At 46.0% G+C, this 20,091-nt stretch carries 9 protein-coding genes; 1 reads left to right on the top strand and 8 read right to left on the bottom strand.

The window, feature by feature from the left end:
* Positions 1–17: 17 nt before the first annotated feature.
* From B5Z18_RS10060 to B5Z18_RS10030, 7 genes are all read right to left on the bottom strand, one after another.
* Positions 18–5,471: an Ig-like domain-containing protein gene (locus B5Z18_RS10060; protein WP_159454254.1), complete on the bottom strand. Its 5,454-nt coding sequence runs from the start codon at positions 5,469–5,471 to the stop codon at positions 18–20.
* 596 nt (positions 5,472–6,067) lie between these two features.
* Positions 6,068–7,399 (bottom strand): PQQ-dependent sugar dehydrogenase, encoded by a 1,332-nt coding sequence (locus B5Z18_RS10055; protein WP_079469224.1) that lies wholly within the window; start codon positions 7,397–7,399, stop codon positions 6,068–6,070.
* 425 nt (positions 7,400–7,824) lie between these two features.
* Positions 7,825–8,955 carry a TlpA family protein disulfide reductase gene (locus tag B5Z18_RS10050; RefSeq protein WP_159454253.1) on the bottom strand — a complete coding sequence of 377 codons (1,131 nt, stop codon included), beginning with the start codon at positions 8,953–8,955 and terminating at the stop codon, positions 7,825–7,827.
* A gap of 94 nt (positions 8,956–9,049) precedes the next feature.
* Positions 9,050–10,513, bottom strand: coding sequence for a RagB/SusD family nutrient uptake outer membrane protein (locus B5Z18_RS10045; RefSeq protein WP_079469222.1), 1,464 nt, complete (start codon positions 10,511–10,513; stop codon positions 9,050–9,052).
* Positions 10,514–10,535: 22 nt separating this feature from the next.
* Positions 10,536–14,003 (bottom strand): SusC/RagA family TonB-linked outer membrane protein, encoded by a 3,468-nt coding sequence (locus B5Z18_RS10040; RefSeq protein WP_159454252.1) that lies wholly within the window; start codon positions 14,001–14,003, stop codon positions 10,536–10,538.
* Positions 14,004–14,193: 190 nt separating this feature from the next.
* Positions 14,194–15,327 carry a FecR family protein gene (locus B5Z18_RS10035; RefSeq protein WP_079469220.1) on the bottom strand — a complete coding sequence of 378 codons (1,134 nt, stop codon included), beginning with the start codon at positions 15,325–15,327 and terminating at the stop codon, positions 14,194–14,196.
* A gap of 63 nt (positions 15,328–15,390) precedes the next feature.
* On the bottom strand, positions 15,391–15,984 hold the full coding sequence (locus B5Z18_RS10030) for an RNA polymerase sigma factor (RefSeq protein ID WP_079469219.1): 594 nt from the start codon (positions 15,982–15,984) through the stop codon (positions 15,391–15,393).
* A 293-nt stretch (positions 15,985–16,277) separates the two neighbouring features.
* Between B5Z18_RS10030 and B5Z18_RS10025 the strand changes: the two genes are divergently transcribed.
* Complete coding sequence (locus B5Z18_RS10025; protein ID WP_235015898.1) at positions 16,278–18,674, top strand: ABC transporter permease; 2,397 nt, start codon at positions 16,278–16,280, stop codon at positions 18,672–18,674.
* A gap of 221 nt (positions 18,675–18,895) precedes the next feature.
* On the opposite strand, the gene B5Z18_RS10020 is transcribed toward B5Z18_RS10025, so the two are convergent.
* Positions 18,896–20,089 carry a Ca2+-dependent phosphoinositide-specific phospholipase C gene (locus B5Z18_RS10020; RefSeq protein ID WP_079469217.1) on the bottom strand — a complete coding sequence of 398 codons (1,194 nt, stop codon included), beginning with the start codon at positions 20,087–20,089 and terminating at the stop codon, positions 18,896–18,898.
* Positions 20,090–20,091: the final 2 nt, after the last annotated feature.

Raw genomic sequence — 20,091 nt, 5'->3', positions numbered from 1 at the left:
TTTTTCTTAAAACAAAGTTATTGTTTCACTACTTTCATCGTCTTGCTTTGAGGGCCCTGACTAATATTGATATAATAAATACCTGGTTGCAGGTTTTGACCAACCTGGTAATAGGCACCGGTATTTATCTTTGCAGAATAAATGATGTTGCCGGTGTTATTAACAATAATAAGCAGCGCCGGTGCTTTCGAGGAAGAAGTCATTTTTACATTAAACACGCCACCGGAAGGATTCGGATATACTTCCGTTGTAAAATCCAGTTTGCCATGGTTGTTTAATTTGTTATCCATCACGGAGATGCTGTTTTGATTTTCCGTTATACTTTCCAGGGAATCTGCAGCTGTCAATGTCCGCACTTCGATGGCAGCTATTGAGCCGCTATAAGGATCATACAACCCTGTTTTAGGATAAAACATTACCGTTATCAGACCCGTGCTGTTTGCTGTTGCCCTGATGGTCCGTATAACAGCGGTATTCAACCTGTTGCCTGCGGCCTGGTAGATATTAAAGTCTGTAAGGCTGTCAAGGCCGTTGCTGGCTTTTACACTGAATATCCTTTTGTTTTTTTCCGTCTCCTGTGCTTCAACGAAATGCATCCGGATATTATACGTGGTGTTAGGAGTGAGTCCACGCAGGTAATAACGCATCTGGGAGACATTGCTTTTGAACACGCGTATATACTCGTATACCTGTGGTGGAGCGGGGTCGGTTACATATGACACATTTACGGGGGAAGTCACTCTTTGTACCCAGGTATAGCCTGCATGCCATAGCTTATCGGTACCGGTGGGTCCTTCCGGAACATATTGCGCAAAGGTGGTATTTGCATACGGGCCGGGAGGCGTAAGCGTAGTGCCCGCGTTGATACCATAAACGGCCGATTTATTTGTCTTTAAAACTTCTATACAATAGTCATCCACCCATACTGTGCCGGGTCCAACTTTGGATACCCAGTAAGTAAGCCCTGTTGCACTGTCAGGCACATTGATGGTATCTCTTATCTGGGCCCAGTTCTCCCGGTATGCGGTCACATTGTCTATCTGTTTTGAATAAACGGTATCCGTAGGAGCGCCCAGGCTATCTACAAACCCAATACCATATCCTGACCACCAGGGATAACCACTGGCGTCTTTTTCTACTTTAACCCATTGACTAAATACGATAACGCTGCCGCCTCTCACTGGTATGGAATCTTGTATGTTCAAAGAGGTGTTTGCTGTAGTGAAACCCATTGTGGTGGCTTTGTCGCCGGAATGGCCTTTCCCGCTAACGGTGTATGCAGCGCCTACTGTAGCAATGCGGTCTTTATAAGCTATCCAGTTAATAAGGCCACTTTCAAAACCATAATTGGGTATTCCTCCACATGAATCAAACGGCACCACTGTTACCGGCAAGGCAGCAGAAACGCCTGAGCTGTCCCGGGTATTGACGTTAATGGTAGCGGCGCCTTGTTTAATAGCGGTGATAAGGCCGGTACTGTCGACGGTAGCTACTGTTACATTGGAACTACTCCAGCTTACTTTTTTAATGGTGGTATTAGCAGGCAGGAAGTTAACTTTTACCCGTAGTGTATCCTTCTCCCCGATAATGGCGGTAGATGGTTGCAACGTAAGACCGGTAGCCAGCACATTGGCTACATGAATATTGGCCTGTGCAGCAATAAGCGGGTTATCGACCGAGGTGGCAGTTACTATTACATCGCCTTGTTTGATACCACTGATAGTGCCATTGCTGCTTACTTTGGCGATGGTTGTATCTGAGGATGTCCATACTACTCCTTTATTGCTGGCTTTGGCCGGGTTGATGGTGGCATTCAGCTGGAGGGTTGATCCTGCAAATACATTAGCCGAAGTGCTATCGAGCGTTAAGGATGTAACAGGTATGTAGATCACCGTATAGGTTTTGGCAGCCGTAAAACTGCTTTCCGCAGAGGTAGCGGTGATGGTAACCGTGCCGGCAGCTTTTCCTGTTACCACGCCATTCAGGTCTACAGTAGCGATGGCGTCATTGGAAGATTTGTACACCAGGTTGCGGTTGGTAGCATTTGCCGGTGTAGTGGTCAGTTTCAGCGTATCCGTATAGCTTACATAAAGATTGCTGCTGTCTGAACTGATGCTGATTCCCTGGAGTGGGATGATAGATACCTCAAGGGCGGCTATAGATGCGCTGTAAGGATCGCCGGTGCCCGTTTTAGGAATGAACATCACAGTGATTACACCTGCGTTGTCAGCTTTTGCCTGCAGGGTGCGCGTGATCACTGTATTCAGTTTATTGCCTGCAGCCTGGTAAATGTTGAAGTTGATGAGGCTGTCGCCGCTGGTTTTCACATTAAACACCCGGTTGGCTTTGTCGGTATTGCTGGGCTCAACAAAGTGCAGTCGCAGCGAGTAGTTGGCATTTGGAATCAGGTTGCGGAAGAAATAACGCAGCTGGCTCGCACTAATTTTACCGATGCGCATATACTCATATACCTGGCTGGGAGCAGGTGCTGTTACCTGGCTCAGGTCCATCGTTGCCGCGTTACGAACGCTCCAGGTATATCCTGCATGCCATAGTTTATCGGTTCCGGTAGGCCCTTCGGGTATATACTGGCCGACCGCCGTATTCTGGAGTGGCGTTGCCGGACTTCCCGTGGTGGCTGTTGTACCTGCATTAATGGCTGTTACAATGGTATTTACGACCAACTGCACGGTTTTAGTGGCGCCTCCGTCTGCGGTGGAAATGGTGAGAGTGGTAGTGCCCAGTTTTAAGCCGGTAACCACGCCGTTGGCATCCACTTTTGCGATAGTACTATCCGCCACGGACCAGTTCAGGGTTTTATTGGTGGTATTAGCGGGTGTAATAGCAGCAGTGATCTGCTTAGGTGTATTCATGGTACCATACGCCACACTGTCTATCGTGATACCGGTGGATATAGTGGGAGGAACGACGACAATCTGTCTTGTATCTGTTTTTCCTCCATCGACTGATGTAACGGTAATAATAACGGTACCTGCATTAATGCCGGTCACCTTCCCGACCAGATCCACTTTGGCGACGGCGGTATCAGAGGAGCTCCAGGTAACAGCCGGATTGGTGGGATACGTAGGCGTGAGCTTTGTGTTCAGCTTCACAGAGAATCCTTTTACAATAGTGTCTGATGCGGGGTTGACTATTTCTACCGACTGAACAGGGCCGGCTACCGGGGAGCCGAAAAAGATGCCATTCCCGCTGATGGCAAGAAACATTCTTCCCTTATTGTCTGCTGTAATATTCTGCACTACGCCTGGTACCCGGTCCAGGATGGTGGTCCAGGTACGGCCGGTATCATCTGAGCGGAAGGCGCCGTAGGTGATGCCATTGATGGGAAGGACCTGGGCGGTGGCGTACAAAGCCAGGTGCGCATTGGCGGTGGTGTCAGACATGGCGGCAGCGATCCACTTGGGTTTGAAATTTTCACCACCCACCTTACTGAATGTTTTACCGGTGTCTGAGGTATGATAAAGAGCGGCGTATTGAGGATAGGCGTCATCGTAAAATGCGATCCATACATCTCCTGTTTTCCCCGGCGTTGCTTCAATGTTGGAGGTAGTGGCATAAGAAGAGCCATTGGGATTGCTGCCTGCGTTTGCAGTAAGACCTGTGGCGGTTGTTTTCTGGAATGATTTCCCGCCATTGGCGCTTACATAAAAGGAACCACGGTCCCATATATAGAAATAATCGCCGTTCACCTTATCCGCTACGAGATGGTTTTGCCCGGGATACAGGTTGAACTGCGGGCCCGCGGGTAAGATGCCCGAAGAAGTACCGGTGGATTTTGTCCAGGTGGTGCCCAGGTCTTCTGACCAGTAAACATTACCGGGAGCATTCGCATCTATTTGGGTAAGCCAGAGGATGTTTCTGCGGTTAGCGGATACGGCTACACGCCCACGTAAGCCAGGCGATTTTGGAAAAAGCGTATAGGTATCGCCACCATCGGTGGAGTAACCCGCGCGCGATTTATCGATTTCCGAAGCCGCCGGGCCGTCGCAGCCTACCCGAACAATAAAATCAGGGTCGGTATACTGGAAAGCAACACCCTGCATATTAAACGCGGAGTAGATGCCGTAGTGCAGCGCGGTGCCGGAAACGGCGCCCTGGTTCAGCGGCTCCGTAAGGGAACGGTGATGGGCGCCTCCCACATCTGCAGTAGCGGTGAGCAACAGGTTCTTGCCACTGGGAGGAGCTGACATAGGACCTGTTATCACGATTTCTTCCAGGCCCACCACGCGGATCTTCCAGTTGGAAATGGGGTCAAAGATATTATCGGTGCAGAGCACGTCCAGCATATCATTGATCCATATCCTGTTCGGGTAAAAAGGGTCCCAGGTAAAAGCAGCAGCATTATGCCCTGGCGAATTGTAATATAACCCGTCATTCGCCGAGTGCGGCGCTTCAGAATTATCGCGGGTAATTTTTCCCTGTGTATAGGAGCCGGGGGCGCCACCCTGCCTTGAAATATAATAAGGATCTTTTTGCCAGCTGCCACGGGTGCTTACAACAATATCATTTGAATTGGCGGGGTTCACTGCAACTTTGGAGAAGTATCTGTCGCTGTTAATAGGATCAGGATCTAAAGTTACAGGAGAGACGTCCTGCCAGCTGCCGTTCTTATACTTGTAGACGCCTTTTTTTTGATTCTCTGTTCCGGCAGATACGTACAGGGTTCCATCTGCGTGAATCGTGGCCCGGGCAGAAAACTGGGGGCTGTTACTCATCAGTGTGAAAGAAGCACCACCGTCATCAGATATGAGTATACCTGTGGACTTGCCGATGTAAATGCGCTTGCTAACATTCTGGCCGTTTATGGAAACCGTACCGGAACTTTTGTCGAAAAGAATAAAAGAGCAGACACCTGTTGCTGTGACGGCGCTTACCTGCGACCAGCTGGCGCCGGCATTCTCCGTTTTCCAGGCGCCATTCTGGTCTGTAACCACCCATACATTGTTACTATTGGAAGGGTCTACCTGAATACGATCCCCGTAATTCTGCGTACTGTTGGGATGTACAACGATGGGAACATTGAGGTCGGTCCAGGAGTCACCCCTGTCGGTACTCTTCATGATAGTACCCAGTGAGCTTGAACCTTTGCCAGGCGAAGGACCGGCGCCGTTTTCCACGGTCGCATAAAGAATATTGCCGGTGGCATCGCTGGGATCTACCCCGATGCTGCCGCAACGCTGGTTAACTTCCCAGTTCCAGTAGTTGACGGGTATTTTTTTAAATAGCATTAAATGCTCCCACTTCTGCAGGGTTTTATTCCATCGGTATGGAGTGCCTACATCGGTGGTGATGAAATAAAGATCAGGTACCATCGGGTGCGCCACAAAAGAGGGCAACGAGCCGGACCCGCCTATCCGGACCTGGTTCCAGGTATACGTTTGCGCGCGTATGGCCTGCGAGCCGGTTAAGTAAAAAATTGTTAGCAGTAAAGTGTAGAAAATCTTTCGCATGTTCATAGTGGAATTATTAAAGGATTGTTTAGAATATCCTATTTGGTTACTTGTCCTTAGGTCGGAATATGATGTGGCACAGCATGCTGTTCATCCCTGGCAAAAAATCCGGTAACAGTGCGCCGACGTCCAGGTGAAGTTTATCTGAACTTCATTAAAGCCTACGGTAGAGATTATCTGGTTGATAATGTTTAAAGCGACATTATGCGCTGACTACGGATATTTTCTTTGCCTGCTCTTTTAATTAAATGAACCAGGTTTTCATAAATGGTCTACTGTGGCCGTTTTGAAGAGAATCGTGCGTTCTCAATGGAATTACTATGTCCCAGGTACTGCTTTAGTGCATGTATTAAAATTGAAGGATGAAAGAATAGTAATTGGTTGATAAATAGGTAATACGTTTGTGAAAGACAGACTACGTAGCCGGAACGAAAAAATATTTTTGGAATGGGGAATTCCTGCGCGATCTGCGCAAAACAGGGGAGGGAAGGGGGCTATACGCCTGTTTTAATAATACCCCCGGCATGCTATAAAAAACGGCGGCGTTAAATGAGTTGGTGTTGCTCATTTAACGCCGCCGGTATGGAGGAAGTGGATTATTTTTTTGCGGCTACCCGCCAGATAGTATTGGAGGCATCATCCGATACCAGTAATGCGCCATCTTTAGCCATAGTAACACAAACAGGGCGGCCATGAACCTCACTTTTAACTTCATTTGCGATAAACCCGGTCAGGAAATCTTCTGCTTTACCGGCAGGTTTACCATCTTTGAACGGCACATAGATCACTTTGTAACCAGAGAGATAATCGCGGTTCCATGAGCCATGTTGACCAATAAATGCGCCGTTGCGGTATTTTTCGGGAAATGCAGTGCCTTTATAAAAGTGCAGTCCAAGTGATGCCGAATGCGCCATCAGGGCAAAGTCCGGCACCAGCGCACTTTTTACCAGTTCGGGCGCCTGGCCTTTAAGACCTGGATCTTCATGCTGACCAAAATAGGAATAAGGCCATCCGTAAAATGCGCCATCTTTTACGCTGGTAAAGTAATCAGGTACGAGGTCGTTACCCAGCTGATCGCGTTCGTTTACTACCGTCCACAGGGTATGTGTGCCCGGTGCCCAGTCCATACCAACCGGGTTGCGTAACCCACTCGCATATACTCTGACGCCGGTGCCATCCGGATTTACTTCCAGGATGTTAGCCCTGTTTTTTTCATTTTCCATTCCGTGTTCTGCGGCATTGGTGCCGGAACCTACGGAGACATACAGTTTGGTGCCGTCTTCACTCCGGATCACATTGCGCGCCCAATGGTTATTATAACCACCTGCGGGAAGATCTAAAATTTTCTTTCCTTCTGCTTTCATTTCCGTCATGCCGGCAGTGTATGGATATTGTACCAGTGCATCGGTGTTGGCCACATAAAATTTGTCGTTCAGGATCAGCATGCCCATTGGCTGGTTGAGCTTTTCCAGGAAAACATGCCGCTCATCTGGCACTCCGTCCTGGTTGGTATCACGGAACATGGTGATCCTGTTGGCAGTAATGCTGTTATTTTCTGATTTGGATTTGCCACTGACTGAATTGATCACTTCCTGGCTAAACCGTTTGATGGCATGTGCTTCGGAAACAAAGATGTCGCCGTTGGGCGCCACGTAAATCCATCTGGGATTTTTCAGGCCGTCGGCAAATTTGTTGACTACAAATCCTTCCGGGGCAATTGGTTTGCTGTCATCTTTCCAGCCGATAACGTGACTGAAATTGGTGACCGACGGAGTAGCCCCGGGGGCAGGCAGTGAGTCAGGGGGAGTGTTGTTAATGATTTCCAGTGAATCAGCTGCTTTATGCAGCGTTTTGGGCTTGCCACCATTGCATCCATTCAGAACAGTGATCAACGCCATAAAACCGGCAGACAGTAATAGTCTTTCCATACTTAGTATCATTTATATTGTCATAGGGCGATTAACGCCGGGATGTACGCCTTGTTCGAACAGCGCATTTAATATTCTTTTTTATTGATTACCCGGGGTTCAGGTTAAATGGAGGCCATATATAGAAACTTACGCCTGGCCTTCGAAAAAAAATGCTGACAGATCCACCCTCGTATTATTCCGGCTTTATTGTATGCTGAGGACCTCCGGATTTAATCCGGGTTAAATATAGGATTCTTCTCTGGAAAATTTCTGCTTAAATTGCAGATAATCATAGTCCCCGCAATGGACGGGACCAGATATACCTCGCCCAATGGGAACTCAAATTCGCTGAAGTGCTCATTTCATTATACGACTTATGCCAACCACTTAGGCTCGCATACAGTGGCTTAAGTGGTTGGCATAAGTCGTAGTATCCTGTTATTTTACTTCAATTCCTTTTTGTAACCGGCAAGTTTCTTCTCCGATTCTTTAATGGTATCTTCCATAATGAAACCAGCGAATTTACCTTCCTTCAGGAATTGTCTGGCAGTTGCAATGGCTTTCTCCTGGTATTGCACAGCGCTTTTGTAATCATTCATATTTGCATATGCGCCTGCCATCTCCTCGTAGACCATAGATGCCGGCATCTGTGGCACTTGCAGCTGTGCATTCAGCAACTCTAAAGCATATTCATAAGTTGACTTCTTCCATCCCTTTTGCCTTGCAATTACTGCCGCTGTAGAACCTACATATCCGGGTTTAGTAGCTTGCCAGGGTCTTACAAAGGCCATTGCCGAATCTTCACTGACATGTTCAAGTAAGGTTTGGAACTTAAAGAACCCGAATGTTCCGGCAAAGGGAGGCATGGTGCCAATACCCGAATCCAGCAGCTCAATGGCTTTGCTGTATTGCTTATCAGCAATGGCTTTTTCATAGTCCTTCATTAGGTTTTGAAAGGGAGCCGTCGCAGCATCTGACTGTTCATTTCTTTCCTGTATCTTCTTCCTGGCAGCGGCTACATCGTAATTTCCCGACATTACCACATTTACTACGGAATCCAGTTCGACCGGATGACCTATCCACATAATAATGCCATCCTTCACCATAAATGTGCAGGGAATACCACCTTGTCCGGCAGCCTTCATCCATTCATTTCCCATAAACTGGTCTTTGCTGTCAGTGATAACATTGAAGTCCATTTTGTTGCCGATACCCTTCACAAATTTGCTGACTTTGGGAAGCGAAGATTCATAAGGTTTGTCACCGGTTTTTTCCCAGATATTCACAGCGATTACGGTAGCTTCTTTTTTGTGTTCCCGTGCAAATTCAGAAAGATGTGGCATAGATGCAATGCAGGGGCCGCACCAGGTTGCCCAGAATTCGAAAAGATAAAGATGGCCCTTTTTGTACTCCTTAACAGGTGTGCCTTTTAACCATTTCCCGTAACGAAGCTCCGGTGCTTTGTCGCCCACAAATAATTTAGCTTTTTCCTGTCCCAATGAAACAATTGTGAAACAAAGGATAGAAAGAAAAGTCAGACACGCAGTCCTCGAAATCTTCAGATTGTAACTCATTTTTTTGTTAGTTTTTGAAATTTTAAATGCAAAGTATTGTCCTTTAGAAGCCATTAGGCTTCTATGAAAAAGTTAATTATGACAGTAAGGGCTCTTAGAAGTTCGGTATAGTCAGTACCACTTTAGGATCGTCCGGTTGAATGATCAACGCTTTCCCGTTGTTATCGGCAGCCTTTCTGATCATGGGTAATCCATTGCGGAAATAGTCATATCCGGCATGTCCTTCAAATGCAAGCTCCATACGTCTTTCTTTGAGAATAGCAGCAAGCAGGTCCTGATCGGCGATGCTGGTGATGTCCGATTCGGGCAGTCCTGCACGGGTGTGGATGGTGCTGAGATCGGCCCTGGCCATTGTGTAATTCTTCATTTTAGCATACGCTTCCGCCCTGTTCAGGTACAATTCGCCGGTGCGCAAAAAGATGTTCGGAGCGCGGGTGATGAGCTGGTTTAGCAATACCAGTAATTTGGTGGTTTCCGTCAGTCCCGTTGCGGCATTAACCCTGAAAAAACTACTGCGTATATCCTGTGCAACAAGTAACTGCTTAAGATCCGAAGAAGGCATAAATATTCCACCCATGCCATAAAGCGGATCATAGTTGTAGAGAATGCCGATCCGGGTATTGCCTGTCATGTTGTCAAAAGCAAAGATGATTTCTTTATTGGAGGCGAATTTAGCGCGGCCAATAGATCCATCCTGGTCATCGGCAAACAGGTTTTTATAGTCGTTTCCCTGCAGCAATGCTAATTTCCCGTTGTTTTGAGTCAATGCACTGTCTGCATAGGTTACGGCTGCCTGGTTATAAGTAGCATCCGGATTGATCATGCTGCCGCCCATATACAGGTACACCCTTGATAACAATGCCCATGCAGCCTCTTTGCTGGCAAAGCTGTTTGTTTTTACCACGGGGGTTTTCATCAATTGCGCCGCTATTTTTAATTCTTCTGTGATATAATCGTACACTTCCTTCACAGTAGATGGTGCTGGAATTTCCTTTGTATCACTTGTCTTTTTTAACGCAACACCGGAACTGTTAGCAGCATTCTGATAGTAAGGCTTGCCGTATAATCTGATCAGGTTAAAATAAGCAAGTGCCCTCAGGAAATGATTTTCGCCTTTTGCATATAATACATTATTCCGGTCTGCTTCGGATGAGGAGGCGAGATTTGCTTTCTCGAAATCAGCGATTCCCTCCAATGTGGTATTAATGCTTACAATTAACTGGTAGGAGCCGCGATAGAAGTCATTGCTGAAACCGAGCGTAGGGCTGTTACTGTTTTGATAGAAGAAGCCGTCCGTCGTTTTTTCTGCAGGGCCGAAGATGCGCAAGGTTACATTGTTGCCACGGCTTTCGGACAAGTTTACCAATGGTTCGTCGTAAGACGGCGTGGAATTATCGCGTAGCAAGGAATAATTGCCTACTGTAGCTTCTACAATCCCGGCAACAGACGACAGCTCTCCGTCTTTATCAATTTTAATCAATGGGCTGATCTCATCGATCTTTTTATCGCATGCCGTCGCAAGGAGAGATATAAAAAATATAATGGCGTAATTTTTCATTTTAATACTTTTTAACTTTCAACTAAAATGTAACCTGTAGTCCAAATACATATCGCCGTGGGATACTTAACGGGCCGCCCGCATTGCCAAAGTCCTGTGCCTGTCCTACAGAAGGGCCTTCGGGACCGGAGGCCACGATATATTTATTGTAGATGGTGTACAGGTTATCGGCACTTACATACGCGGTAAAGTTGGATAATTTCAAGCGGTTGGTCAGCGACTGTGGCAGATCATAACTTAACCGGATATTGCGCAGGGAGGCATTACTGGCATCGCGCATATATTTGCTTGATCCGAAATAGTCAGTAGTTGCCTGGTAATAAAGTTCCGGCTCGGTAGCATTGGTTTGTCCGGGTGTTGTCCAGGGAATTTGGCTTTTAGTATAGGCCAGCTGGTTAAACCGGTCTACATGTGCTACCTGTGAAGACGCCGCATAGTTATCGATGATCGTATATTTCAATGCAAAAGTTATCAACACACTCAGTGAAAAGTTTTTGTAGGTAAAGGTGTTGGTAAGACCACCATAGAACCTCGGCTGGAAAGAACCAATTGTTTGAAACTGCCTGCTGTCTGAAGCTGCGTCTACTTCAGCAATTGTATTTACATATTCCACGCCGATTCTATTACCCTTCGCATCGAAGATCTGCTTTTCAAATCTCGGTTTTCCTGACTGAGGATCCACACCGGCATACTTAACAGCTTTTAATGCATTGATATCATCTCCTTTAAAAAGATAATAACTGTTCTGCGGGTAATATCCCTGTCTTAATGAATCATTGGCCACACTAACAATCTGATTCCTATTAAAGCTGATGTTGAAGGAGGTACTCCAGGAGAAATTTTTTCTGTTTAAATTTTGAGAATTCATCACCAGTTCTATTCCCTTGTTTTCTACTGTAGCTGCATTCTGCCATTGTGTTGGGAAACCAGACAAAGCCGGCAATAACACCTTCTGCAACAGGTCCTGGGAGCGGCGTTTGTAAACGTCTACTGTAGCCGTTAAACGTTTGAAGAATTCCATGTCAACACCTGCACTCCATGATTTGGTTACTTCCCATCTGATATCCGGATTACCTAATACTGAAATGGTGGCTGCTCCGGCTCCGCTGTATGTGTATCTTGGATCGTACAATGTTCTTGTGAGAAAGTTGTCGCCAAGTTGCGAGCCACTGGTGCCATAGTTGGCCCGTAGTTTTAAATAACTGATCCATTTTACATTTTGCAGGAATTTTTCCTCGCTGGCAACCCATGCACCACCTCCGGAATAGAAAGTACCATAGCGGTTATCACGGCCAAAGCTGCTGGATGCGTCCCTGCGTACAGAAGCACTTAAACTGTATTTACCTTCGTAAGTATATCCGGCTTCACCAAACAAAGAATAAATGGCTTTTACATCCTTTCCACCCTCAATATTACCCGCTTTGGTAGTGGGAATACCGAAGATCGATAAATCCGCCGAACCACCTATTTCCCGGGCAAGAGAGATAACCGGGTAACCGGCACGCACATGATTTACATTTACCAGCATGTCTTCAACGGTGGTTTGTCCGAATTCCATACCCGCCAGGGCACGGAACACATGGTCGCCCGTTTTTTTATTAAAGGTTAATTGGTTTGAGGTGAGGTAAGACATCAGGTTGCCGGTGGTGGTACCCAAAAATCCCTGAGGGGCAAAATAGGAACTGCCTCCGTTGTAAGTTCTCACATCTGTGTACCGGGTGTTTTTAGTATAGTTAAGATTGCCAGAGTTGGTACTGGAGATACTTAGCCAGTCGGTAATTTTATAGTCCAATTTAGCGGACCCGAAAAACAGCTGTGATTGGAGTTTTGAAAAATTATACTGCCTGTTGAACAGGGGATTGTCGATGATCTTCTGTGTCCCGCCCATTTTAAAGTTAAGCGCCTGGGTAACCGACCCATCTGCAGCATAAGGATTTGCCCACGGGATAAGGGTTTGAATGCCATCAACGGTGTAACCCTGGTCCTGACGACCATCATTCATAATGCCATTAATGGAAACAGTGGCTGTAAGCCTGTCTGTTAAACGGCTTTCAAGGTTCAGCCTGAATGTTTTCCGGATTAAACTATTGAGGATACCGGTAGCCTGCTCGTTGTAGTACGAGCCACCCATATAGTATTTAGTACGGTCGTTTCCTCCGCTGGCAGACAAGTTTACTTCTGTAGTATTGCTGGTAACGAAAGCGTATTTAGTCCAGTCGTAGGAATTATTCACCTGTTCCAGTGTAGGCAGGCGATAGTCCAGATAATTGTCCAGGGTAGGGAACATGGGAGAGAGGCTGGCATTATTCTGTTTATAATCTTCGGTGTAAAAGCGTTTTTGCAGATCATAGAGTTCTGCACCGTTCAGAAATTTCATGCGCCCGCGATTAGGCTGATTAATTCCGTATTTCACTTCGGCGTTAATGCGTGGTTTTGCATTACTTCCTCTTTTGGTGGTGACTACCAGTACTCCGGCTGCTGCTCTTGATCCATAGATGGCAGTAGCGGCTGCGTCTTTCAGTACAATGATGTCCTGGATTTCCTGTGGTGTAACCAGTTCTTTCAGATTTTGATTCGGCATAATTACTCCGTCCAGTACAATGAGTGGGCCGTAGTTGAGTGCGGGTACCACAAATTCATTGACCTGATCTACACCAACTCCCGCCACACTACTCTGGCCCCTTACAAATATTTGTCCCCCGCTGCTGGTGGGGTCGGCGGCATTCTGTTCAGAAATATACAGACCCGCTGCTCTTCCTTTTAGTAAAGATGCGGGATCAGACGATGTAATGCCCCTTCTGATTTCGTCGCCTGATATTTTCTGTATAGACCCGGTCAATTCTCCGGGCTTTTTAGCCATGTAACCGGTGGAAATGACTACTTCTTTTTGTTCGATCGCTTCCTGCTGGAGCGTGAAGGCAAGTTCCAATGGTTTATCTGTTACAATCAGTTTTCTGCTGATCGTGGAATACCCGATACTGGATATTTCCAGTGTATAAGTACCTGGCGGTACATTCGGCAACACAAATATTCCATCTTCATTGGTAGTTGTGCCTATCGTTGATGGCTTTAATTTTACTGATACACCTGGTAGCATTTTACCATCGGACCCCGCAATAATCCCTTTTATGATCACCGGGGTATTGGCCGCATTATTCTCCTGCAACGACGGATCAGTGCGGGGAGTCACTGGCGCCTTAATTGAAAGTGTGATGGTGGTGTTCCTTAAACTGTACTTTAATGGTTGCTCCTGAAAGAGCAGGTCGAGAAACTTTAATAATGGTAAGTCTTTGACCGTAATTGTCACTGGTTTGGCGATAGACAGCAGTTTCTCATCAAAGAAGAAAACATACCCGGTTTGTTTTTCAGCAAGTGCCAATACCGTCGATAGGTCTTTGTCTTTAACAGACATAGACACGTTACCCTGTGCTGCTATCTTTGCACTAACATGCAGTGTGGCAACAAGCATTAAAATAAATGTAATCCTCATAACTCGCAATGTTTGGTAGAGACAACGAGGCCCGGAGCTGCGGGTCCGCATGCTTTTCGCATTTTTTTGCATAATTTTGGTTGGTTTGGTAAATAACAGGATCTGTCCAGACTTGACTTTTGCCAAATTATAGCCGGGTATGTTGACGCATACCGGCTTTTTGTTTTTTGAAACGATTGGTTTTTGATTGTTAATTATATACTACTATTGTTTTTCCCTCCATTTTAAATTTAATATTCACATCCTGGAGTACTTCCAGTACTTGTATTAAGCTGAGGTCGCGTTTGATTTTCCCTCTGAATATCCGTGATGGAATTTGTCCCTCATAACGCACATCTACATCGTACCAGCGGCTCAGCTCATTCATGACGGATTGCAGGTTAGACCGGTCAAAGTTAAATAGCCCATACCTCCAGGCCATTACCTGGTCAATGTTAGCATCGTTCACTACCTTAATCTCTGCTTTTCCGGCCGCTGCCTGTTGACCTGGTTTGAGTAATACAGGAGAACTGGCCGGGGTGGACATTGATACGGCGCCTTCCAGCAAAGTGGTTTTAATGATGTTTTCCTCCGGATAAGCGTTTACATTAAAATGAGTACCCAGTACTTTTACCTCCGCCCTACCATTTACACTTACTTTAAATGGTTTTTCCTCACTCTTCGCCACCTCGAAATAGACTTCCCCGCTCATTTCTACCCGGCGCTCCTGCCCCAGGAAAGCAGTTGGGTACCGGATAGAGCTGGCTGCGTTTAACCAAACCGTGGTACCGTCCGGGAGAATGACTTTAAATTGCCCGCCACGGGGAGTACGCAACGTATTATATGTTACTGCATTCTTACCCGACGAAGCCGCATATACAAGCTGTCCACCCTGTTGCCGTATTGACGAGCCGCCTTGTTGTATGGTGCGGTTACCCGCACTATCCAGTTGCACCACGGAGCCATCGTTCAGGGTAAGGGTAGCACGCTCGTAGCCCGGCGTTACCTTTTCTATTTTTGCGACGCCTGTAATTTCCTGCTGATGCTTTAACTGGAAATAGCCGCCAATACCCAGAAGAAGCAATACCGCTGCTGCCGCGGCCCAATACCAACGTTGCCTTACGGGCTTCATCTGTACCGGTTTATTAAGAATAGCGGCCAACACGTGGGCTCCACTGGGCGTCTGAACCGTGGTTCCCTGCAGTGCTTCCCATCGTTGGCGCATAACCGATTCCAGCAGCACATCGTCCGATTCCATCACTAACGCCATTAACTTCTGGCGGTCGGCATCAGTGGCCGTACCGTCGAAATAACGATTAAACAATTCAGTCAACTGCTCATTCATGTGGAATAAATTAACGGGTATATATAAATGACACCTGGCTTTTCAAAAAGTATATGGGGAATCTTATTTTTTTTCAAAAAAGATAGAAAGTAGAAGAGTCAGGGCAAGACCCAGTGAAGAACGATCTTTTACGTACTGTGTAATCAGGCCGATGGCCTGCTGCATATATTTTTTAACTGTCGGCAATGCAATTCCCAGTGCTACTGCTATTTCTGCCTGCTTCATTTTCCCGATCCGGTTCATGGTCCATACCTGGCGACAATGTTCCGGCAACTGTGTAATCGCCTCGTCTATGAGGGAAAGATGCCATTCCCTGTTTTCTTCCGTTTCGGCGGTGGGGACTTGCCTGGCAAAATCGTCTAACAACGCATTGCGGCGCGCCAGGTTGCGCATGACATTGAGGGCATGGTGACGGGTCATCACCCAGAGGTAAGGACTGAATCGCTCTACATATTGCAAGGTTTCCCGCCCCTGCCAGATCTTCATAAAAATATCCTGTAAAATACTTTCGGTTTCCGGAGCGGATTGGATGATGCGATTGACGTATGTGTAAAGTAACGGGTAATATTGGTCGAATATGATAGCATATGCCTGCTCATCGCCTTCTGCTATCCTCGACAATAGTTCTTTTTCGTTATATGTTTGATTGGCTGACACCCGTTAAATGAAACACAATCTAGGAAAATTTCTGAAAATCCGCCAATATATGTTGGTCCACTAATTTGAATGCAACAATATAACCCATGCCATTTTTTATTGATTTTTTTACCAGTAACTATAAATAAGGCTTCACCTGCAAATTGTTACTGCTATTACAATTGCAGGAGCTTCTTTATGATTCACAATCCACTAAACCGGACATCAACTGTACAAAACCGGACAGGTTGAAAAATACCGGCAACTTTAATTCATTGGTTTTTATAATATTAAAAACTGGTATTTTATTAGCGATGGGAGTATTCAAACCTATCTCCATGTTTAAAAATTATTTTAAACTCGCCTGGCGTAACCTTATCCACAATAAATTATACAGTCTGCTGAATATATTGGGCCTGGCCACGGGGATGGCAGTAGCATTGATCATTGGTTTGTGGATCTGGTATCAGTATTCTTATGACAGGTTCCTTCCTGATAGTCAGCAGATCTACAAAGCCGGCTTAAAAGGTACCGCGAGTAATGGAGAGGTATATGCTTACCTCGTTTCACCTATGCCATTGGCTGAAGCATTGAGAAGAGACGTTCCAGGTATCAGGCATGTGGTCATGACGGACTGGATAAAACCGCATGGGCTGGTTGCGGGGGAGAGGAAGATATATCTGCCGGGAATAATAGCTGAAAATGATTTTCTGAAAATATTTCAATATCCTTTGTTAAAAGGCCGTAAAGAGCAGGTGTTAAATGATCCTTATTCGATTGTATTGACGGAGTCGACTGCAAAATCGTTATTTGGAAATGAAGATCCGCTGAATAAGATTGTTCGTATCGATAATCAGAACGATCTGAAAGTGACAGGTGTGTTAAAAGATATTCCGGACAATTCTACTTTGAAATTTAACTACGTTATTCCTTACGAATACCTTATTCAGAACAGCAATACCAAAGATTACCTTAGCATGTGGGGCCAGATTACAGCCAATGTGTATGTGTCATTACAGCCCGGAGTTTCCTACGCGCAGGTTGAACCGGAACTAAAGAAGATCATAGCCAGGTATAACCCCGAAGAATATAAGCATTCGCGTACTGAAGTAATCATGCAGGGGATGAAAGACTGGCACCTTTATACTGAATTTAAAAATGGGGTGGCTACCGGTGGGATGATCAGCTATGTGAGAGTATTTAGTATTACCGGGATACTTGTGTTGCTGATTGCCTGTATCAATTTTATGAATCTTTCTACAGCGCGATCTGAAAAAAGAGCAAAGGAAGTAGGCGTGAGAAAAGTCATGGGCTCCCAGCGATATGAACTGATTTTACAGTTTCTGACAGAATCTTTTGTTATCACTTTTTCCGCATTTATCCTGGCGTTGCTATTGGTACAAACTGCATTACCTTCATTTAATACACTAACACAGGCAACTATCCGCATTCCCTATACGAATGGAATATTCTGGATCGTTATGATCAGTTATTTGCTGCTCACAGGGCTACTGGCGGGCAGCCGCCCAGCTTTTTATCTTTCTTCTTTCAGACCTGTCAGGATATTAAAAGCAGATCGTGGCGCGGTCCGTTCAAGAAAAATGCTGGTATTAATACAATTTTCCTGTTCTATAACACTCATCATCAGCACCATCATTATTTATCAGCAGATAAAATATGCACAGGAACGTCCCGTAGGTTATGATCAGCAGCGGTTGATGATGACAGATGCCAGCAGTGATCTGAAAAAAAATTATCCGGCTTTAAAAAATGATCTGCTGCAGAGTGGTGTGGTAACAGCTGTAACTATGTCTTCAGAAACAGTCATTGCACTCAGGAACTTCAGCAGTATCGAAAACTGGCCTGGAAAAACGCCTGTGGAGGAAGTGGGCGCAGCAGTTGTGTTTGTTGCGGATAATAATTATTTCAGAACGATGGATATAGATCTGGCGGCGGGCAGGGACTTTACCGGTAATACCAGTGCCGATTCGCTGAATGTAATTGTGAACGAAGCTGCTATTAAACGGATGAATCTGAAAGACCCGATAGGACAGGTTATTGCTTATAATGGCCGTCATAACCTAAAGATCATAGGTGTTGCTAAGGATGCTATTATGGAATCTCCTTTTTCGTCGCCTACTCCCACCGTCTTTATGTATAGTCCTGGCGGAGCAAGATTTATTACCTACCGGTTGTCTCCAAAGGTGAGTACATCAAAAGCGATTGACAGGATTGCCCGGATCTTTGGACAGTATAATACAGCTTACCCCTATGTCTACAATTTTGTTGATGAAGCTTATGCAAAGAAATTTGAACTGGAAATGCTGATCGGTAAATTAACCGGTCTGTTCTCTCTGCTGGCAATTTTTATTTCCTGTCTTGGTTTGTTTGGACTGGCTTCCTATATGGCAGAACAGCGAACTAAAGAGATTGGCATACGGAAAGTATTGGGAGCATCTATCATGCAGTTATGGGCATTATTATCCCGTGAATTTATTGTACTTGTGATGATCAGTTGTTTGATCGCCTCTCCGCCGGCCTTCTATTTTCTTAATAACTGGCTGGATAAATATGTATATCGCATCAGCATAGGCCCACTGGTTTTTATCCTGGCGGCCATCATCACTGTCGGTATCACAGTGCTTACTGTGAGTTTCCACGCAGTAAGAGCCGCTATGGTCAACCCGGTGCGAAGTCTGAGAGCTGAATAGCTTTAAGATAGACGGGTTTCAAACCTTTCCGGGGATGACGTCAGGTTCAATCTCAAACTATACGAAAAAGCCTTCAGATTGAATAGTCTGAAGGCTTTTGATTATTTGCTAAATTGAGCAATTTATTTCGCGGGGTGAGACGTCCCTTAATTTTAAAGAATGCCCTAACATAAGCGGAATGATCCTGAAGAGACTATTCTGCTATTGAGAAATATAAGAGGTTATTTTCGTGTATTCACCGGGTTCGGCCTGGCTTCACCGCCACCAGGCAGGTTCACAAAATAAGGAGTTCCATATCCATTCCCTGGACGAAAAAAATCCGTAGAGATGATCTGGGCGCCGCTTTCAAAAGCTGCGTTGGCCCTGGTATGATCATTTGTCTTCGCCTCATATGTTTCGATATCAGAGCGGGTCCTGACCATGTATCCCTTTTGCACTGCCTGCTGTATTTCTTCCTGGCGTACAATGGCGTTGTCCAGCAGTAAAAAGGCTGCATAGGTATCCTGTGGAAGCGACTGCATGAACATCACCCTGCCTTCGAGGTTAGGCCTGTTTTTAGTGTAGTCGGATACCAGGTTCATACCGGCCGTGGAAGGTAACAACAGGAAGATAAATTTCCCTCTGGCAGCTTTTACAGTAGGCCAGTTTTGGGCCAGTGTAGCTTCGCGTAACGTTGGATATTTTCCATGTATGTCATCCGGCGTGATCAGCTTATCTCTACCGAGTTGGGAAACGATTTCCCGATCCAGTGCGTCAAAGGCTTTCTCATCAAAAGGCAACACCTGTGCGGAGTTGGGGAATAAAGGAATCCCCTTGTCTTTGGCTTCTATCATCACATAAATTGGAAAATGTCCGGGATGGGCATCAGACCAGGAGCGCATAGCAGCCAGGGCACCTTTGAAGGTGGTATAGTGTGTGCGGAAATCAATATCGGCCATGTGTAATACTTTGAAGCCCGGTTTATCCAGGTCTGTTGTATCGAATGGCGCCAGGTGCGTAATACCTTTCTTCCGCAGCTCACGATAAACGGCAGGGTCGTTAAAGCGGTTGCCCGTAGGGTCGTTATATACATCAATTTCCAGGCTCCGTACACCGGCATCCAGCTGCACGTCAAACGGAGGATGGTTGTAATGCAGTCCTTCGCTCATTTTTACAGTATTGGGGTGAAACTCCTGGAAAGCTGCGAATTGTTCTTTCGGCATACTTTTCATATAGGTTTGCCCCAATTTTTCAAAAATAGGATCAATATAAGCCAGCACGGCAGAATCCACGGGCCGGGCATAACTGTTGTGCGTACCCAGTACCTGTACCTGGTTTATTTTAAGGGTGTCCAGCTGTGAAGATTGTGCGCCACAAATGGTTGTTGCGCAGGCCATCAGCATTGTTCCCAACGCCCTGGTAATAGTTGTCTGCATCG

Origin of the sequence: Chitinophaga ginsengisegetis, assembly GCF_900168065.1 — a bacterium.
Lineage (GTDB): Bacteria > Bacteroidota > Bacteroidia > Chitinophagales > Chitinophagaceae > Chitinophaga > Chitinophaga ginsengisegetis.
Note: the sequence above shows the minus strand (reverse complement) of the source record. Positions and strands in the feature narration are given on the sequence as shown.